The sequence below is a fragment of the Pseudoclavibacter soli DSM 23366 genome (assembly GCF_000423505.1).
GTDB classification, from domain to species: Bacteria; Actinomycetota; Actinomycetes; order Actinomycetales; family Microbacteriaceae; genus Pseudoclavibacter_A; species Pseudoclavibacter_A soli.
This window is the reverse complement of record NZ_AUIC01000003.1, coordinates 23162-38846: the sequence shown is the minus strand read 5'-3', so window position 1 is coordinate 38846 and position 15685 is coordinate 23162. Positions and strand designations below refer to the sequence as shown.

General features: G+C 63.5%; 17 protein-coding genes and 1 tRNA gene. 12 read left to right on the top strand and 6 right to left on the bottom strand.

Features of this window, described 5'->3' with window-relative positions; genetic code table 11:
- Positions 1 to 10: 10 nt before the first annotated feature.
- Positions 11 to 1606 (top strand): ABC-F family ATP-binding cassette domain-containing protein, encoded by a 1596-nt coding sequence (locus G557_RS0100205; RefSeq protein ID WP_028244497.1) that lies wholly within the window; start codon positions 11 to 13, stop codon positions 1604 to 1606.
- Positions 1607 to 1616: 10 nt separating this feature from the next.
- Here G557_RS0100205 and G557_RS0100200 read toward each other — a convergent pair whose 3' ends face one another.
- Together G557_RS0100200 and G557_RS10590 are read right to left on the bottom strand one after the other, a co-directional pair.
- Positions 1617 to 2453 carry an SURF1 family cytochrome oxidase biogenesis protein gene (locus G557_RS0100200; RefSeq protein ID WP_028244496.1) on the bottom strand — a complete coding sequence of 279 codons (837 nt, stop codon included), beginning with the start codon at positions 2451 to 2453 and terminating at the stop codon, positions 1617 to 1619.
- Positions 2450 to 2863: a DUF3099 domain-containing protein gene (locus G557_RS10590; protein WP_245542730.1), complete on the bottom strand. Its 414-nt coding sequence runs from the start codon at positions 2861 to 2863 to the stop codon at positions 2450 to 2452. The genes G557_RS0100200 and G557_RS10590 overlap by 4 nt, the downstream gene beginning before the upstream one ends.
- Before the next feature lie 90 nt (positions 2864 to 2953).
- Here G557_RS10590 and fabG point away from each other — a divergent pair, with 90 nt between their 5' ends.
- Positions 2954 to 3688, top strand: a complete 735-nt coding sequence (gene fabG, locus G557_RS0100190; RefSeq protein ID WP_051223942.1) for a 3-oxoacyl-ACP reductase FabG — start codon at positions 2954 to 2956, stop codon at positions 3686 to 3688.
- A gap of 13 nt (positions 3689 to 3701) precedes the next feature.
- Here fabG and serB read toward each other — a convergent pair whose 3' ends face one another.
- Positions 3702 to 4343, bottom strand: a complete 642-nt coding sequence (serB, locus tag G557_RS10585) for a phosphoserine phosphatase SerB (RefSeq protein WP_036960173.1) — start codon at positions 4341 to 4343, stop codon at positions 3702 to 3704.
- 57 nt (positions 4344 to 4400) lie between these two features.
- Here serB and G557_RS0100180 point away from each other — a divergent pair, with 57 nt between their 5' ends.
- Both G557_RS0100180 and G557_RS0100175 read left to right on the top strand, forming a co-directional pair.
- Positions 4401 to 5189 (top strand): ABC transporter ATP-binding protein, encoded by a 789-nt coding sequence (locus G557_RS0100180; protein WP_028244494.1) that lies wholly within the window; start codon positions 4401 to 4403, stop codon positions 5187 to 5189.
- A 54-nt stretch (positions 5190 to 5243) separates the two neighbouring features.
- On the top strand, positions 5244 to 5501 hold the full coding sequence (locus G557_RS0100175; protein ID WP_028244493.1) for a type B 50S ribosomal protein L31: 258 nt from the start codon (positions 5244 to 5246) through the stop codon (positions 5499 to 5501).
- A gap of 255 nt (positions 5502 to 5756) precedes the next feature.
- On the opposite strand, the gene G557_RS0100170 is transcribed toward G557_RS0100175, so the two are convergent.
- Entirely contained in the window at positions 5757 to 6464 is a 708-nt protein-coding gene (locus tag G557_RS0100170; protein ID WP_036960168.1) for an exonuclease domain-containing protein, read from the bottom strand.
- A gap of 35 nt (positions 6465 to 6499) precedes the next feature.
- Positions 6500 to 7099 (bottom strand): histidine phosphatase family protein, encoded by a 600-nt coding sequence (locus G557_RS10580; RefSeq protein ID WP_051223940.1) that lies wholly within the window; start codon positions 7097 to 7099, stop codon positions 6500 to 6502.
- Between the two features lie 134 nt (positions 7100 to 7233).
- Between G557_RS10580 and scpC the strand changes: the two genes are divergently transcribed.
- The 7 genes from scpC (at position 7234) to G557_RS10570 (ending at position 13971) form a co-directional block, all read left to right on the top strand.
- Positions 7234 to 8778 carry a succinyl-CoA:acetate CoA-transferase ScpC gene (scpC, locus tag G557_RS0100160; RefSeq protein WP_245542729.1) on the top strand — a complete coding sequence of 515 codons (1545 nt, stop codon included), beginning with the start codon at positions 7234 to 7236 and terminating at the stop codon, positions 8776 to 8778.
- 125 nt (positions 8779 to 8903) lie between these two features.
- Positions 8904 to 9461 carry a hypothetical protein gene (locus tag G557_RS0100155; RefSeq protein ID WP_028244490.1) on the top strand — a complete coding sequence of 186 codons (558 nt, stop codon included), beginning with the start codon at positions 8904 to 8906 and terminating at the stop codon, positions 9459 to 9461.
- A 68-nt stretch (positions 9462 to 9529) separates the two neighbouring features.
- Positions 9530 to 10120 carry a copper resistance CopC family protein gene (locus G557_RS10575; RefSeq protein ID WP_051223938.1) on the top strand — a complete coding sequence of 197 codons (591 nt, stop codon included), beginning with the start codon at positions 9530 to 9532 and terminating at the stop codon, positions 10118 to 10120.
- Positions 10121 to 10189: 69 nt separating this feature from the next.
- Positions 10190 to 10747, top strand: coding sequence for a copper chaperone PCu(A)C (locus tag G557_RS0100145; RefSeq protein WP_036960165.1), 558 nt, complete (start codon positions 10190 to 10192; stop codon positions 10745 to 10747).
- The gene (locus G557_RS0100140) at positions 10740 to 11960 is read left to right on the top strand and encodes a Dyp-type peroxidase (protein ID WP_028244488.1); all 1221 of its coding nucleotides are present in this window, start codon (positions 10740 to 10742) and stop codon (positions 11958 to 11960) included. Before G557_RS0100145 ends, G557_RS0100140 begins: the two co-directional genes overlap by 8 nt.
- Before the next feature lie 9 nt (positions 11961 to 11969).
- On the top strand, positions 11970 to 12740 hold the full coding sequence (locus tag G557_RS0100135) for a sulfite exporter TauE/SafE family protein (RefSeq protein WP_028244487.1): 771 nt from the start codon (positions 11970 to 11972) through the stop codon (positions 12738 to 12740).
- Entirely contained in the window at positions 12733 to 13971 is a 1239-nt protein-coding gene (locus G557_RS10570) for an MFS transporter (protein WP_051223936.1), read from the top strand. Before G557_RS0100135 ends, G557_RS10570 begins: the two co-directional genes overlap by 8 nt.
- A gap of 80 nt (positions 13972 to 14051) precedes the next feature.
- Here the strand turns inward: G557_RS10570 and G557_RS0100125 are convergent.
- A tRNA-Leu gene (locus G557_RS0100125) sits at positions 14052 to 14138 on the bottom strand.
- Between the two features lie 227 nt (positions 14139 to 14365).
- Between G557_RS0100125 and G557_RS0100120 the strand changes: the two genes are divergently transcribed.
- Positions 14366 to 15682 (top strand): M20/M25/M40 family metallo-hydrolase, encoded by a 1317-nt coding sequence (locus G557_RS0100120; RefSeq protein WP_028244486.1) that lies wholly within the window; start codon positions 14366 to 14368, stop codon positions 15680 to 15682.
- The last annotated feature ends 3 nt before the right edge of the window (positions 15683 to 15685 follow it).

Genomic DNA, 15685 nt, shown 5'->3' with positions numbered 1-15685 from the left:
GTGCTGCCGCGTGCTCGCTGTCAAAGATCTTGAGATCCGGGTCGGTGCTCGCACCCTGATGAGCGGCGTGAGCTTCCGCGTCGACAAGGGTGACAAGGTCGGCCTGGTCGGGCGCAACGGAGCCGGCAAGACCACACTCACCAAAGTGCTCGCTGGCGAGCTGCAGCCGGCCGAGGGCTCAGTCGATCGACGTGGGGTGTTCGGCTACCTGGCACAAGACCCGAAACCGGCAGACCCTGAGCAGCGGGTGCTCGACCACATTCTCGACGCCCGCGAACTCGGTCACATCTCTGAGCAGCTGGCGCAGGCTCAGAACGATATGGGGTCGTCGGATGCTCAAGTCGCCGAGCGTGCCATGGCTCGCTTTGGTCGGCTGACAGACCGGTTCGAAGCACTGGACGGCTATGCCGCTGAATCCGAGGCAGCCGTCATCGCCAACAACCTGGGCATCGGCGACGACATGCTCTCCGCGGCGATCGGCACGCTGTCTGGCGGGCAGCGCCGCCGCGTCGACCTTGCGCGCATTCTCTTTTCTAACGCCGACACCATGGTGCTCGACGAACCGACCAACCACCTCGACCATGACTCGGTGGTGTGGCTGCGCGATTTTCTCAAGAAGTATCAGGGTGCGCTGATCGTGATCAGCCACGACGTGCGGCTGATCGAAGAGACAGTGAATCGGGTGTTCTACCTCGATGCCATTCGCTTGACCATCGACATCTACAACATGGGATGGAAACTCTATCTGCGCCAGCGTGAAGCCGATGAAGAACGGCGCAAGCGTGAACGAGCCAACGCTGAAAAAACAGCCACGCAGCTTGAACAGCAGGCTGCTCGCTTCGGCGCGAAGGCCACCAAGGCCGCTGCGGCGCACCAGATGCGCCGACGCGCCGAAAAGCTGCTGTCTGGGCTGGAGGGGCCGCGCCAAGAAGACCGTGTGGCCAACATTCGATTCCCCAAGCCTGCACCGTGTGGTCGCACGCCCTTGATGGCAAAGGGTATCTCCAAGAGCTATGGTTCGCTCGAGATCTTCACCTCAATCGATCTGGCCATCGACCGCGGTTCTCGTGTGGTCATCTTGGGCTTCAACGGTGCGGGCAAGACCACGCTGCTGCGCATCCTCGCCGGCGTTGACCAAGCAGACTCTGGCGTAGTGGAGCTCGGCCACGGTGCAAAACTCGGCTACTACGCACAAGAGCACGAAACACTCGACGGCGACCGCTCTCTGCTAGAGAACATGCTGGCCGGGGCCGACCTGAGCGAGCGCGAGGCTCGCAGCGTGCTCGGATCGTTTCTATTCACCGGCGACGATGTGCACAAGCCGGCTGGGGTGCTCTCTGGTGGCGAGAAGACGCGTCTGGCCCTCGCGCGCTTGGTGGTGTCGAGCGCGAACGTGCTGCTGCTCGATGAGCCGACCAACAACCTCGACCCTGCCAGCCGTGAGCAGATTCTTGACGCGCTCTCACACTATGAAGGCGCGGTGATCATGGTCAGCCATGATGAGGGTGCCGTACTGGCGCTCGACCCCGAGCGAGTGTTGATCATGCCCGAGGCCACTGAAGACATCTGGACGGCCGAGTACGCCGATCTGATCTCGCTGGAGTGATGCGCCGCGGTCAGTGCGTGCGATCGAGAATGGCGTCTTCGACCTCAGTGTCGGCATCGGCTCGCGACCGACCGACACGGCGTCGCCGCTGCGCCTCGATCTCGCTGCCGCCGGTGTCTTCGATACGCCGCAGTGTCGCGCGAATCGCATAGCCGAACCCCACGAACGCGAGCACAGCAAAGGCCAACCACTGCAGGGCGTAAGACAGGTGGCTGCCTTCGCTCAGGCTCGGCTGGGGGATGACCTGCGGATTCTCAGCCGCAGCAGGCGTCTCACTCTGCCGCTGACCGTAGGCACCGGTGAACGTGGCCTCGGCCTCGCCATCGGCCACCAGCTGTGTCAGCTCAAAGCTGGCGATCTGACCCTCGGGTGCGCCGCGGTCAACCGCAGGCTGGGCAGGTTTCAAACGAACGACGACAGTGACCTCGCCAGTCGGAGCATCTGGCACGTCTGGGGTGCCGCCGTCGGAGGCAGATGCCACCCACCCGCGGTCGACAAAGAACACCCGACCGTCGTCGAGGCGCAGCGGCACGAGCACCTCAAAGCCCGGTGAGCCATTCAGCGGACGGTTGCGCACCAACACCTGGCGCTGTTGCTCGTACACACCCGTGAGTGTCACACTGCGGTACTCGAGCGCGTCATCGAACGCGTCGATTTGGGGCACCAGCGAATCGATGTCGGTGGTCTCTGCACTCCAGTTGGTCTGCACTTTGTCGATCTGTTCGACAGCCTGTTCGCGGCGGTCGAACTGCCACTGCGACAGATAGACGCAGGCGATGGCGAAGACGATGACTGCGGCGAGATATCCGATCCACTCCCAAGGCCGCAGCAGACGCAGGCGCCTCATGCGGTGCGCCCCGGACGCTGTGGCTGTGTCTGTGTCTGCTGAACACGGGGCTCGCCGGAGTCGTCGGGGGTGGGAGCTGTGGGCTCGCCGACCACGTGTGCCTCGATGGTGATGACTTCGGCAGACTCGGTTGCACTGCCCGGGCGGCGGGCAGATATGGCCGGGGCCACCACTGGCTGAAACTCGGGAGCTGCGCGGTGGGGCAGATTTGCAATCACCACTGCATAGTACGGCAGCAGCGCGGCACCGGCGATCGGAAGCAGCTTCCACCAGCCGGGCACGGCAAAGATGAGACCAAAGCACACCAGACGAATAGCCATCGCAATGCTGTACTGCCACATGCGCCGTACGCGGTCATCAACGGGGGAGGTCGAGACGTGGGTTACCACGGCAGTGTGATCTGCTGCCACGGTCGCCTCCAATCTCGCCCGGCCCGAGCATTGCAGGCCTTGGATATAGTGTAAGCCGCACCACTGTTGAAGACCGAGGATGATCACACCATGAGCGAAACACCATCAGCCGCTGCCGAAAACGCCCGCGTTGTGCTGGTCACCGGCGGCAACCGTGGCATCGGCCGTGCCGTCGCCGAAGAGTTTGTGCGTCGCGGCTACCGCGTGGCAGTCACCTCGCGCAATGGCGACGGGCCCGAGGGTGCACTCGCAGTCAACGCCGATGTCACCGATGCGGCATCAATTGACGAGGCGATCTCGCAGGTCGAGCAGCAACTCGGGCCGGTCGAGATCTTGGTGGCCAACGCGGGCATCACCCGAGACACACTGCTGCTGCGCATGAGCGAGAGCGACTTCACCGAGGTGATCGACACCAACCTCACCGGGGTGTTCCGCACGATCAAACGGGTGATCAAAGGTCAGATTCGCGCGCGCTGGGGGCGTGTCATCCTGCTGTCGAGCGTGGTAGGGCAGTATGGCTCCGCCGGACAGATCAACTATGCGGCGGCTAAGAGCGGCCTGGTTGGCATCGCACGTTCCCTCACTCGTGAGCTGGGCTCGCGCGGCATCACTGCGAACTTGGTGGCTCCCGGTTTCATCGAGACCGACATGACCGCGGTGCTCACCGACCAACAGCGCACCGACTATCTCTCGGCCATCCCGGCCGGGCGGTTCGGCACGGTGGATGACGTGGCCAAGACGATCGCCTGGCTCGCCTCAGATGACGCCGGCTACATCAGCGGGGCGATCATTCCTGTCGATGGCGGCCTCGGCATGGGGCACTGAGCGCGAAGGCCGCTCAGACGGCAGGCAGCCAGGCCACGGCCTGGTCGAGTCCGCCGACGCTGATCACATGATCAGCATGCTCAGCGACGATGGGTTTGGGGTGATACCCGACCGACACAGCAGCCTGAGCCATCATGCGCAGATCGTTGGCGCCGTCGCCGACGGCCATGGTGTGTGTGAGAGGCACCTCGTTGCGACTCGCCCAGTGCACTAAGAGGTCTGCCTTGCGCTGCCCGTCGACGATGTCACCCAGCACCTGCCCGGTGAGATGCCCGTCGACGACTTCGAGCACGTTGGCCTCCCACAGGTCGAGCCCCAAGTGAACGGCCAGCGGATCGAGCACCTGCCGGAAGCCTCCGGAGACTGCGCCCACGATGCCACCGCGCTCGTGCACGGCGTCGATGAGCTGTTGAGCGCCGGGGCTGACTCGCACTCGTTCGACCACGGTCGCAAAGATGTCGTCGGAGAGCCCGGCGAGGGTTGCAACTCGCTCACGGAGGCTCTCGGCGAAGTCGATTTCGCCCCGCATCGCTCGTTCGGTGACTGAGGCAACTTGGTCTCGGGTGCCGGCGGCATCGGCCAGCAGCTCGATCACTTCGTCTTGGATCAGGGTGGAGTCAACGTCAGTCACGACCAGTAGGGCAGCATTCACCATTGCATTCTACGCGTGGCCTGCGGCTCGCTCCGCGCAGCATGTTCTAGTCTGGATGCCATGACGACAGTGCTCGATCTCTCCCATGTCAGTGTGGTGCGCTCAGGGCACGCCCTGCTTGACGATGTCTCGTGGCGTGTCGAGGCCGACCAACGCTGGGTCGTGCTCGGCCCCAATGGTGCCGGCAAAACGACGCTGCTGAACGTCGCCAGTGCCTCACTGCATCCGACCAAAGGCACTGTGCGCGTGCTCGGTGAACAGCTCGGCCGCGTCGATGTCTTCGAGCTGCGGCCGCGAGTCGGGCTGGCTTCGTCAGCCACCAGTCGGCGGCTGCCGGCCGGTGAGCCGGTGCTCGACGTGGTGCTCACCGCGGCGTATGGCGTCACTGGTCGGTGGCGCGAGCAGTATGACGAGGTTGACGAGCGCCGAGCTCGGGCGATGCTGCGCGATTGGGGTCTGGAGCACTTGGCAGACCGCACCTATGGCAGCTTGAGCGATGGTGAGCGCAAGCGCACCCAGATCGCCCGCGCGGTGATGAGCGACCCCGAACTGCTGCTGCTCGACGAGCCGACGGCCAACCTCGACCTCGGTGCGCGAGAAGAGCTGCTGACGCTCTTGGGTGAGTACGCACTGGCACCTGAGGCGCCGGCCTTGGTCTCGGTGACTCACCACGTCGAGGAGATCCCACGCAACTTCACCCACGCCCTTCTGCTCAAAGACGGGCAGGTCGCTGCTCAGGGCCCGATCGCAGAGACCGTCACCAGCTACAACCTCAGTCAGCTTTATGACCTGCCGCTTCGCGTGACACGGCACGACGGTCGTTTCACCGCGCAGGCCGATCTGGTATAGTGTTTCTCTGGCTCACGCGTCATTGCGTCCACTTTTAGTGTGTAAGGATCACTCATGAAAAAAGGCATTCACCCCGACTACGCTCCGGTCGTCTTCCGTGACCTCGCGTCGGGCGAGTCGTTCCTGACTCGCTCCACCGTGAAGTCAGACAAGACCATCGAGTGGGAAGACGGCAACACGTACCCGGTCTATGACGTCGAGATCTCATCGGTGTCGCACCCGTTCTACACCGGCAAGCAGCGCATCCTTGACTCGGCCGGCCGCGTTGAGAAGTTCAACAACCGTTACAAGGGCTTCGGCAAGCTCGGCTAGTCAGCCACTGAGGCTGCGCCTCATCTCTTCAAAGAAGGACACCCAATGGGGTGTCCTTCTTTGTGTTTGGCTGGGACTGTGGGGTGAGCGGCCGATGCTGCTGCATCAGGTTCATGGGTGCGCAGAGGCACTGTCTGCATCTGCGACGTGATGTCTGCACGACACTCCGGGCTGCTGCAGACAACGCGTTGGCACTGCCGACATTGTGTCGCTGCTGCAGAAAGTGCGCGGCTGAGAGATGATCAGCGCGGCGGGTTAGCGCACTGGCCAGGCTCCGCTGGTCCAGAAGTCGGTGAGACCGCGTGTGTTGCGCATGTAGTCGATGAAACTGTCGGCCTGTTCGCGGGCCCAACTGATCTGCTCGGTATGCAGCTGTTGGGCAGGAATGTCGAGCTGTTCGGGGAAGGCGCGTGCAACGGCCTGGGCAACGAGCCCGGCGGCAATCGCGTCGGCAGAGGCCTGATGTGCGTCGTCGAGCGTGACACCATAATGGCGGCAGGCGTCGGTCAGGGTGCGCTTGCCTCGACGGAATCGGTCGACGGCCTTGTCGATCACCAGCGGGTCAACGACAGGGCTGGGATTGACCAGTGGAGCGAGGCTGTGCCGCTGCGCCTCGGCTTCGAGAATCGAGAGGTCGTAGGGTGCGTTATAAGCGACCACTGGTGTCTGCGTGTCGAACGCTGACCGCAACAGTTCAAGCACCTCAGACAGGGCGTCGGCAGCGCGGCGACCCTCACGACGTGCGCGCTCGGTGCTGATGCCGTGCACCCGCTGTGCCTGCCAGGGAATCTCGACTTCGGGGTCTATCAGCCAAGAATGCTCTTCAACGAGGTGGCCGTCGGCATCGAGCCGCCCGATGAAGGCACTGACGATGCGTGCGGTGCGTGTGTCGACCCCTGTGGTCTCGGTGTCGAATACGATGAGGTCGCGCGCCCATGCTGGCAGTGCTGCTGTCTCTGTCATATTTCCAGCCTAGCGGCGCCCACTGACACGCCTTGTCAGGGGATCGGACGCGCCGCGGCGTCTCCGGGGGCACCCTCATACTGTTGCAGCGCCCAGGCGCCGACTTCGTCGACGGTAAACACGTTCGTGCTGCCGTTGGGAATAGTGTCGGCGGGATTCGGCAGGCGGAAATCTGTCACATGCCGGATGAGCGAGCCGATGACGCCCCCATGGGTGACTACCAAAAGGTTCTGGCCGGGATGAGCTGCGGCCAGAAGTGAGAGAGCCGGCAGACTGCGTGCGACCACATCGGCACGAGTCTCCAGGCCCGGAACTGCTGTGTCTTCAGCGAATCGCGCGGTGCGCTCGGCATAAGTGAGCCCCTCGATTTCGCCGAAACTGCGCTCTGCCACATCGTCGAGCACTCCGGGCGCGGGCAGACCAAGCACCTCGGCGACGATCGACGCAGTGTCGGCGGCGCGCTGCAGGGGGCTGGTGTAGATGCGCTGCCAATCTGTGTTCATCAAACGTTCGGCGGCCACTCGAGCCTGAGCACGGCCGCGGTCGTTCAAGGGGATGTCGGTGCGCCCTTGAATACGACGCTGGGCGTTCCAGTCGGTCTCGCCGTGTCGGATCAGGCCGATGGTGGTGTGCATGCGGGCTCCTTCGCGCCACAATGCTACCGGAGGTGGAAGGTGACCCTCGCGCATCCATGCGTCGTGGGCGAGTGCTATATATGATCGCCGCGTCGATTGGCGGGGTGGGCGAGAGTGTGGGATACGATGAAGTCGTGTCTACCAACGAAGCTATCAACACTGACAGAATCCGCAACGAAGCCTTCCGCAGCAAGGTCGTTTCGGCAGACGAGGCTGCGGCACTGATCCACGACGGAGCCTCAATCGGGTTCAGTGGTTTCGTGGGTGCAGGCTACCCCAAGGCGATTCCCGATTCACTGGCCAAGCACGCTGCTGCCGCCCATGAGCGCGGCGAGCACTTCCAGGTCAACGTCTATACCGGCGCCTCGACTGACCACGCGCTTGATGGCATTCTCGCTGAGAGCGAAGCGATCGCGTTCCGCACACCGTTCTCTACCGATGGCTCGCTGCGCAAGCAGATCAACAACGGCAGCGTGCGCTACATCGATACGCACCTCTCGCATCTCGCGCAGCAGGTCGAAGAGGGCTTCTTCGACCATCTCGACTTCGCGGTGATCGAAGTCTCGGGCATCGACGAAGACGGCCACCTCATTCCCTCCACTTCGCTGGGCAACAACAAGACGTGGCTCGAGCAGGCTGACAAGGTCATTCTCGAGGTCAACGAGTGGCAGCCCGAGCAGCTCAACGGCATTCACGACGTCTACTACTCGGTCGATGTGCCGCCGCATCGCAAGCCGATTCCGCTGGTCGGGGCGACCGACCGTATCGGCGTGCCGTACCTCGAGGTCGATCTCGACAAGGTCGTCGCAGTGGTCGAGACTGGTGGTGGCGACCGCAACACGAAGTTCACCCCGCTTGACGAGGTGTCGAAGGCCATCGGCGACAACGTGGTCAAGTTCTTCAAACAAGAAGAAGAGGCCGGCCGTCTGCCCAAGGGCAAACTGCTGCCGCTGCAGTCGGGTATCGGCAACGTGGCCAACGCGGTGCTTGCCGGCCTCGAGACCGGCGGCTACAAGGGTCTCGAGTGCTTCTCAGAAGTGATTCAAGACGGCATGCTCGGGCTGATCAAGTCGGGCACTGTCGAGGTGGCGTCGGCCACTGCGCTCTCGCTGAGCCCAGACGTGATCGATGAGTTCCGCGAGAACATCGACTTCTACAACAAGCACATCATCCTGCGCCCCCAAGAGATCAGCAATAACCCTGAGCTCATTCGTCGCATCGGCGTGGTGGCGATGAACGGCATGCTTGAGGCCGACATCTACGGCAATGTGAACTCGACTCACGTCATGGGCACCAAGATGATGAACGGCATCGGCGGCTCAGGTGACTTCGCCCGCAATGGCTACATCTCGATCTTCCTGAGCCCCTCGGTGGCCAAGAACGGCGATATCTCGGCAATCGTGCCGTTCGTTTCGCACGTCGATCACACCGAGCACGACACCCAGGTGATCGTCACGGAGTACGGCTTTGCCGACCTGCGTGGCAAGACCCCGCGTGAGCGCGCCCAGGCACTGATCGCCATCGCGCATCCGTCGTACCGCGCCCAGCTGCAAGACTATTTCGACCGCGCAAACGCGCAGCCGAACGCCGGTCAGACCCCCCACATTCTGCCCGAGGCACTCAGCTGGCATCAGCGGTTCCTCGACACCGGCAGCATGTTGCAGGGCGAAGCCGAGTAACGCTCAGCTGACTCCGCGCACGACGCCTGACACGATCTCTCGACGTGTCGGGCGTCGTGGTCTGTGTGGCGACATGCATCGACATCGAATTCACGGCTGACTCCAAGGGCGATAGACTAGGCAGGATGAGCACACAGCGAGAGCATGGCAGCACGCGACTGATGCGTGCCTTCGTGTTTGCGCTCTTCGCTGCGGGGCTCAGCGGCATTGCCCATGCCGCAGTTGACGGCCAAATCGTCAGCATCTGGGCGGTGCTCGTCGCAGCAGCGGTGTGCACGCCCATCGGCTTCCTCCCGCGCGGCATCCATCGTCGGCTGAGCTCGTTTTTCGTCGTGCTCGGTGCACAGGGCGTCATGCACATGGTGTTCATGTCCTCTGCTGGCGGCCACGCTGCACACCTTGCCACCACGTCTTCCAGCGCACTGGCCGGTGGCATCGCCATGGTGGCCGCCCATACGCTTGCCGCTGTGGTGGCCTGGCTCTGGTTGGGGTTCGGCGCGCAACTGCTCTCACGAGTGATCAGCGCCGGCGCGGCGCAAGTTCATCGCCTGCTCTCGACCACAGATCTTCATCCAGCCCTGGTCTCGGGCGACACTCATCTTTGCCTCACTGAGGCTCCGCGCACTGCACGCAGGCCGAGCCTCGTTCAGGGGTGGAGCCTTCGAGCGCCGCCGTCTCACTGAGCGGTCACACGGAGCGCCTCTTCTCGTTGACGCTCCGCCCCACATCAGAGATTCAGGAACGGTAACTCATGGCTTTACTTCTGCACGCCCGCACGCACAATCGGGCGCACTGGGTCACCCTGCTCAGTCTGTTCGCGCTGGCGCTCACCAGCGTGCTGACCGTCACGGCTCAGACGACTGCTCACGCGCACAACGTGGTAGTCGAGACGAACCCCGCGCAGGATGCCCAGCTGCAGACGGCACCAGCAGTCGTGTCGATCACCTTCAGCGCATCGGTGCTCACTACTGGCGCCAGCGAGGTGGCAGTGACCGACGCTGACGGAGCCTCGCACACCACAGGTGAGACGGTCGTCGATGGGGCGACCGTCTCAGTGCCCGTCGACATCGGCACCACAGCAGGTCACTACCAAGTGGCCTACAGTGTGGTGTCTGAAGACGGACACCGCATCAGCGCGGCCTACCAGTTCACCGTCGGCGACCCCGATACCAGCGAAGCGACGCCTTCGGTCTCAGCGAATGCTGAGACGGAGACAGCCGCTGCGCAAGAGGACTCGAGCGAAACGGGCAACGGCTCCGGCTGGCTGCCTTGGGCACTCGGTGGCGTGGGCGTTGCAGCGGTGATCGTGGTCGTGGCTGTGGTGGCCACGCGTCGCCGCTAACTGAATCTCTGATGCTCTGTGGCCGCAGTCGACGGCATTTTTCACACATCATCAGAAAGCAACATATTCATGAACAACCACAAGTCGATCACCCCTGCCCGCCGTGTCATGGCAGCGGTGCTGCTCACCGCAGCGTTCACGCTGCCGCTGAGCGCCTGCTCAAGCAGCCCCGATCAGCAGAGCAGCGACACCGCCTCCTCTTCGGAGCAGACGCAGCAAGACGCGGTCACCGTCGAGAACGCCTGGGCCAAGGCGGCCACCACTGCTGACGGCATGACCGCCGTGTTCGGCACACTGCGAGCCACTGATGGTGACGTGCAGCTGGTCTCCGCTGAGACCGAGGTCGCCGGCATGACCCAGCTGCATGAAACAGTCGACGGCAAGATGCAGGAGAAAGAGGGTGGCTTCGCCATTACCTCTGACGGCTTCGAACTGGCGCCGGGCGGCAATCACATCATGCTGATGAAGCTCAAGCAAGACCTCGAGCCGGGCCAAACAGTGACGGTGACGCTGCACTTCTCAGACGGACGTGAGCAGCAGTTCGATGCCGAGGTGCGCAGTTACACCGGTGCGAACGAGCAGTACGGCGATGACTCCGAACACGAGGGCATGTCGAACAATGGCTGATGTCTCGCGTCGTGGGCTGATCACCGGCGGAGTCGGTGTCGCTGCACTCGGCGCGGGATTCGGTGCTGGCTGGGTCGGTCACTCGGTGGCCGACCCAGCCGACACCGGCCTGGTCACGCCGGATGCCGCAGTCACCGGAGACGAGACCATCGCGTTCTATGGCGATCGCCAGGCTGGCATCGACACACCTGATCAAGCCCATGCGGTGTACCTTGCTTTCACGCTGCGCGAATTCGTCGACCGAGAGCGGCTGCAACGTCTGATGCGCATCCTCACTGATGATGCCTCGAGACTAACCCAAGGGCAGCCGACCATCGCACTCACCGATCCCGACATGGTGCGCCCTCCGGCACGGCTGACCGTGACCTTCGGGTTCGGTCAGAAGGTCTTTGAGCTGGTGGGAGCCGAAACGCCGGCTGGGGTCGGTGATTCCTTTCCCGCCTTCTCAATTGACCAATTGCGACCCGAGTTCTCGGGTGGTGACTTGTTGATCAAGGTCGCCAGTGACGACCCCATCACGTTGTCACACGTGGCGCGAGTGATGACGAAGAACGCCAAATTCTTCGCCACAGTCGCTTGGCGACAGGAGGGGTTCCGCAGAGCGCGACACGCCGAGTCAAGTTCAACCACCATGCGCAATCTGTTCGGTCAGAAAGACGGCACCGCGAACGCGGCACTCGGCAGCGATGCACTGGCGGCACAGGTGTGGGGTACCGGTGACGGCTTCTCGCCATGGGTAGACAACGGCACGACCTTCGTGCTCCGACGCATTGCGATGAATCTCGAAACCTGGGACGAAGTCGATCCATCAGGCCGTGAGAACAGCATCGGGCGCACCATCTCCACTGGCGCACCGCTGACTGGATCGGATGAGTTCGACGAACCCGACTTCGACGCGCGTAACGACCTCGGGTTCACCGTGATCGACACGGCCGCCCATATTCGTCGTGCGCGTGACAGCGATACCCGAGTGCGCATCCATCGCAGCGGCTACAACTACGACGCTGGGGTCGATGCCGAGGGTGTCGCTGACATTGGTCTGCTGTTCGGCAGCTGGCAGGCGAGCATCACCGAGCAGTTCGTGCCCATTCAGCAGGCGCTTGCCGATCTCGACCTGCTCAACACCTGGACCACACCGATCGGGTCTGCCTCGTTTGCGATACCGCCTGGTGCTCAGGCCGGAGGATACGTCGGGGAGCAGTTGCTCGGCTAAGGTGGGGGAGTGCACTCATCTCCCCTGAAACTCGCACTGGCCGCCCTCTTAGGATTGGCTGCCGGCGTGCTCTCTGGCCTGTTCGGTGTGGGCGGCGGCATCATCATCGTGCCCGGTCTCGTGCTCATCTTGGGTGTGGGGGCCAAGATGGCCAGCGGCACGTCGCTGGCGGCCACGATGCCGATCGCCGCGACAGGCATCATCACCTACGCCGCGCACGGCTCCCTCGATCTCTACACCGGGTGCGTGATCGGCGCCGGCTCGTTCGTGGGTGCCTTTGCTGGCGCCTGGCTGCTCGCTCGCATTCGCCCGAAGGCGCTGCAAGTGCTGTTCGCCCTGCTGATCATCGCCACGGCGATCAAAATGCTGGTCGACCTGCCCACCGGTGAAGGCGCGCTCGAGCCGACGCTCACTCACACCTTGGTGCTGCTTTCCCTCGGGCTGAGCGTTGGCGTGCTCGCCGGGCTGTTGGGCATCGGTGGCGGCCTCATCATCGTGCCTGTGCTGATCATCGGACTGGGCGTTGACGCAACGCTGGCCAAGGGAGCGTCGTTGGTGAGCATCCTGCCGACGGGCATCAGCGGCACGTGGGCGAACCTGCGCAATGCCAATGTCAACCTGAAGCTCGCCGCGTTGGTGGGCGTGCCCGGCGCATTCGGGGCAGTCATCGGCGGCATGCTCGTGCAAGTCATCGACCAGGGGCTGGCAACCGGGTTGCTGGTCGTGCTGCTGCTGTTCACCTCTGGCCAGATGCTCTGGAAAGCGCTGCGGCGTGGCTGACGCGCTCGCCTCCGGTGCGCGCGGACGAGATGGCACGTTGGTGCTGCTGGCAGTGGCGGCTACAGCGATCAACCTTCGCGGCGTGGTCACCATTCTCTCGCCCATCGCCGACCGGGTACGCGCAGATATCCCGTTCGACTCTGTGACCTTCGGCATGATCGGTTCGCTGCCGCAACTGCTGTTCGCAGGTGCGGGTTTTGTCACGCCGCTGTTGCTGCGTCGACTGCCGCTCGATGTGCTGGCCGCGCTGACCATGTTTGTCGGCTGCGTCGCTCAGCTGCTGAGGCCGCTCGGCGACTCCGTGGTGCTGTTTTTCGCTGCCACTGCACTGGCCTTTTTGGGCATTGGTATCGGCAACATCATCATGCCGCCACTGGTCAAGCGCTACTTTCCGCACCGCATCGCCGGCATGACCACGCTCTATTCGACCCTGATGGGGGTGAGCACCACGATTCCACCGCTCTATGTGGTGGGTATGGCTCAAGCGTATGGATGGCGCCGCGCGATGGCCTCGTGGGCATTGCCCGCCGCGCTGGCCTGCCTGCTCTGGTGCGCTGTGGCGGTTCGGCGTCGGCAGATCGGCACAGCGGCTGCAGATGCGGTGGATGCTCCACCTGCGGTCGACGACTCTGCACAGAGATTACGGCTATGGCGGTCGGGCCAGGTCTGGGGCATCACCGGCATCATGGCCATTCAGTCGATGATTGTGTACACGATGTTCGCGTGGCTGCCGTCGCTCTTGCGCGATGCCGGGCTCGACGAGGCGCTGGCTGCCGCCTACCTCGGACTCTTCTCACTCTTGGGTATCTTCATGCCGCTGATCATCTCTCCATTGACCGAGCGGATGCGCCGTCTGCACCCGTTGGTGATCGTCTCGACAGTGCTGTTCGTCATCGGGCTGGTCGGACTGATGGTGGCACCGGCCACAGGCACAACAGTCTGGGTCACTGCGGTCGGTCTCGGCCCGCTGACCTTCAGTCTCGTGCTCAACCTGATCAATCTGCGGTCGCGCACACAGGCCGGCTCTGCGCAGCTGAGCTCTTTTGTGCAGGGCGGTGGATATCTGCTGGCGTTTGCCGGGCCGATGGCGTTCGGCGTGCTGCATCAGATTACCGGAGGCTGGGTCTGGCCATTGGCGCTGATGCTCGCGGTTGCCCTCTCGTCGATGCTGTGCGGCGCGCTCGGGCTGCGCGAGGGCTTCATCGAAGACGACCCGCTGTTGCGCGACTGAGCGAGCGCGCTGGGGCAGGCAAAAGCTTCGCGAAACGAGAGAAGGCTCTGAGACCTTGCGATCTCAGAGCCTTCGTTTCGTGCCCGAGGGGGGACTTGAACCCCCACCCACTAAATATGTGGACTAGCACCTCAAGCTAGCGCGTCTGCCTATTCCGCCACCCGGGCAGGTGACCACAGCGCAGTGCTGTGTCGGCCGCGAACGACCACCATGGAACATTAGCACGATTCCGCCGGTCTGGTGAAACTCACGCGACTGCTCGGCGATTCATCCGGCTGGCGAGCCCGCTGAACCTATGCTGCAACGTGGCTTTCATCCGTCTGGGCGAGAGCAGGTCATGTCTCATCTCGTCATGCAACAGCCAGCTGGGGTACAGCCCGGCTACGATGAGCCCATGACTGACGCATCTCTGCCGCTCGTGGCCCGCATCGTGCAAGATCTGATTCGCTTCGACACCAGCAACTTCGGCGGTGGCAAGGCCCGTGGCGAGCAGCCGGCAGCCGACTACATCGCGGAGTTTCTGCGTGAGCAGGGGCTCGAACCGGTGGTCATCGGGCCGCCCGCCAGCGTCGACGGCCCGGCCCGGCCATCCGTGATCGCCCGTTGGGCGGGCAGTGACTCAAGCTTGCCGCCTCTGCTGCTGCACGGGCACACCGACGTGGTGCCGGCAGACCCCACGCATTGGAGTGTCGACCCGTTCGGCGGTGTGATCAAAGACGGTTACCTGTGGGGGCGTGGCAGCGTCGACATGAAAAACATGCTCGGGCTCATCCTGGCCAATCTGCACGATTTCACTGCACACGGCATTCGCCCCAGACGAGACGTCATTCTGGCCTTCTTCGCTGATGAGGAGGCCGGTGGGCCACAAGGTGCGCAATGGGTGGTGCGTCATCACCCGGAGCTGTTGGCTGACGCCAAGGTGGCCATCAGCGAGGTCGGCGGTTACTCGGTGCAGCTGCCCAACGGGCGTCGTGCCTATCTGGTGCAGACCGGAGAAAAAGGGCACACCTGGATCAGGCTGCACGCCTCGGGTACCGCCGGGCACGCCTCGGCCTGGAACCGCGACAACCCCGTCACCAAGATTGCGCGCGCAGTCGCAGCCATCGGCGCCTACGAATGGCCTATCGAACTCACCGAGACAACGCGCACACTGCTCGACCGTCTGCGCGACCTGGCCGACCTGCCCGAAAGCGCCTCTCCCGAAGAGGTGCTCGCCCAGGCAGGGCATGCCACAGCCTTCCTCAGCGCCACGATCCGCAATACCTCAAACCCGACTGTGATCGACGCAGGGTATGCACAGAACGTGATTCCCGCATCCGCCGAGGCCAAAATCGACCTGCGGCCGCTGCCCGGCCGCGAAGACGAAGTGTTCGCCAAGCTGCGCGAACTCATCGGCGACGAGATCGACATCGAGATCATCGAGCAGGGCATCGGGTACGAGTCGCCCTTCGCCGGTGAGGTCATCGAGGCCATCACCAAGACGTTGGCCGAGCACGACCCCGAGGCCGCCGTGCTGCCCTACCTGCTCAATGCCGGCACCGATAACGTCTCGCTGTCGCAGCTCGGCATCACCGGTTATGGCTGGGTGCCCACAAAAGTTGACGCCGACTTTGACTTTCCCGGTTCGTACCACGCGGTCGACGAGCGCATTCCGCTGTCGGCGCTGGAGTTCGGCCAGGCAGCGCTGGGCGACTTCCTGCGCCGATTCTGAGCC

Coding starts and splice junctions, on each gene's coding strand:
- G557_RS0100155 (WP_028244490.1), top strand. CDS start 8,904: ATGAGCACACAGCGAGAGCATGGCAGCACGCGACTGATGCGTGCCTTC.
- G557_RS0100140 (WP_028244488.1), top strand. CDS start 10,740: ATGGCTGATGTCTCGCGTCGTGGGCTGATCACCGGCGGAGTCGGTGTC.
- G557_RS10575 (WP_051223938.1), top strand. CDS start 9,530: ATGGCTTTACTTCTGCACGCCCGCACGCACAATCGGGCGCACTGGGTC.
- G557_RS0100200 (WP_028244496.1), bottom strand. CDS start 2,453: ATGAGGCGCCTGCGTCTGCTGCGGCCTTGGGAGTGGATCGGATATCTC.
- G557_RS0100175 (WP_028244493.1), top strand. CDS start 5,244: ATGAAAAAAGGCATTCACCCCGACTACGCTCCGGTCGTCTTCCGTGAC.
- G557_RS0100145 (WP_036960165.1), top strand. CDS start 10,190: ATGAACAACCACAAGTCGATCACCCCTGCCCGCCGTGTCATGGCAGCG.
- G557_RS0100170 (WP_036960168.1), bottom strand. CDS start 6,464: ATGACAGAGACAGCAGCACTGCCAGCATGGGCGCGCGACCTCATCGTA.
- G557_RS0100180 (WP_028244494.1), top strand. CDS start 4,401: ATGACGACAGTGCTCGATCTCTCCCATGTCAGTGTGGTGCGCTCAGGG.
- G557_RS0100120 (WP_028244486.1), top strand. CDS start 14,366: ATGACTGACGCATCTCTGCCGCTCGTGGCCCGCATCGTGCAAGATCTG.
- fabG (WP_051223942.1), top strand. CDS start 2,954: ATGAGCGAAACACCATCAGCCGCTGCCGAAAACGCCCGCGTTGTGCTG.
- serB (WP_036960173.1), bottom strand. CDS start 4,343: ATGGTGAATGCTGCCCTACTGGTCGTGACTGACGTTGACTCCACCCTG.
- G557_RS10580 (WP_051223940.1), bottom strand. CDS start 7,099: ATGCACACCACCATCGGCCTGATCCGACACGGCGAGACCGACTGGAAC.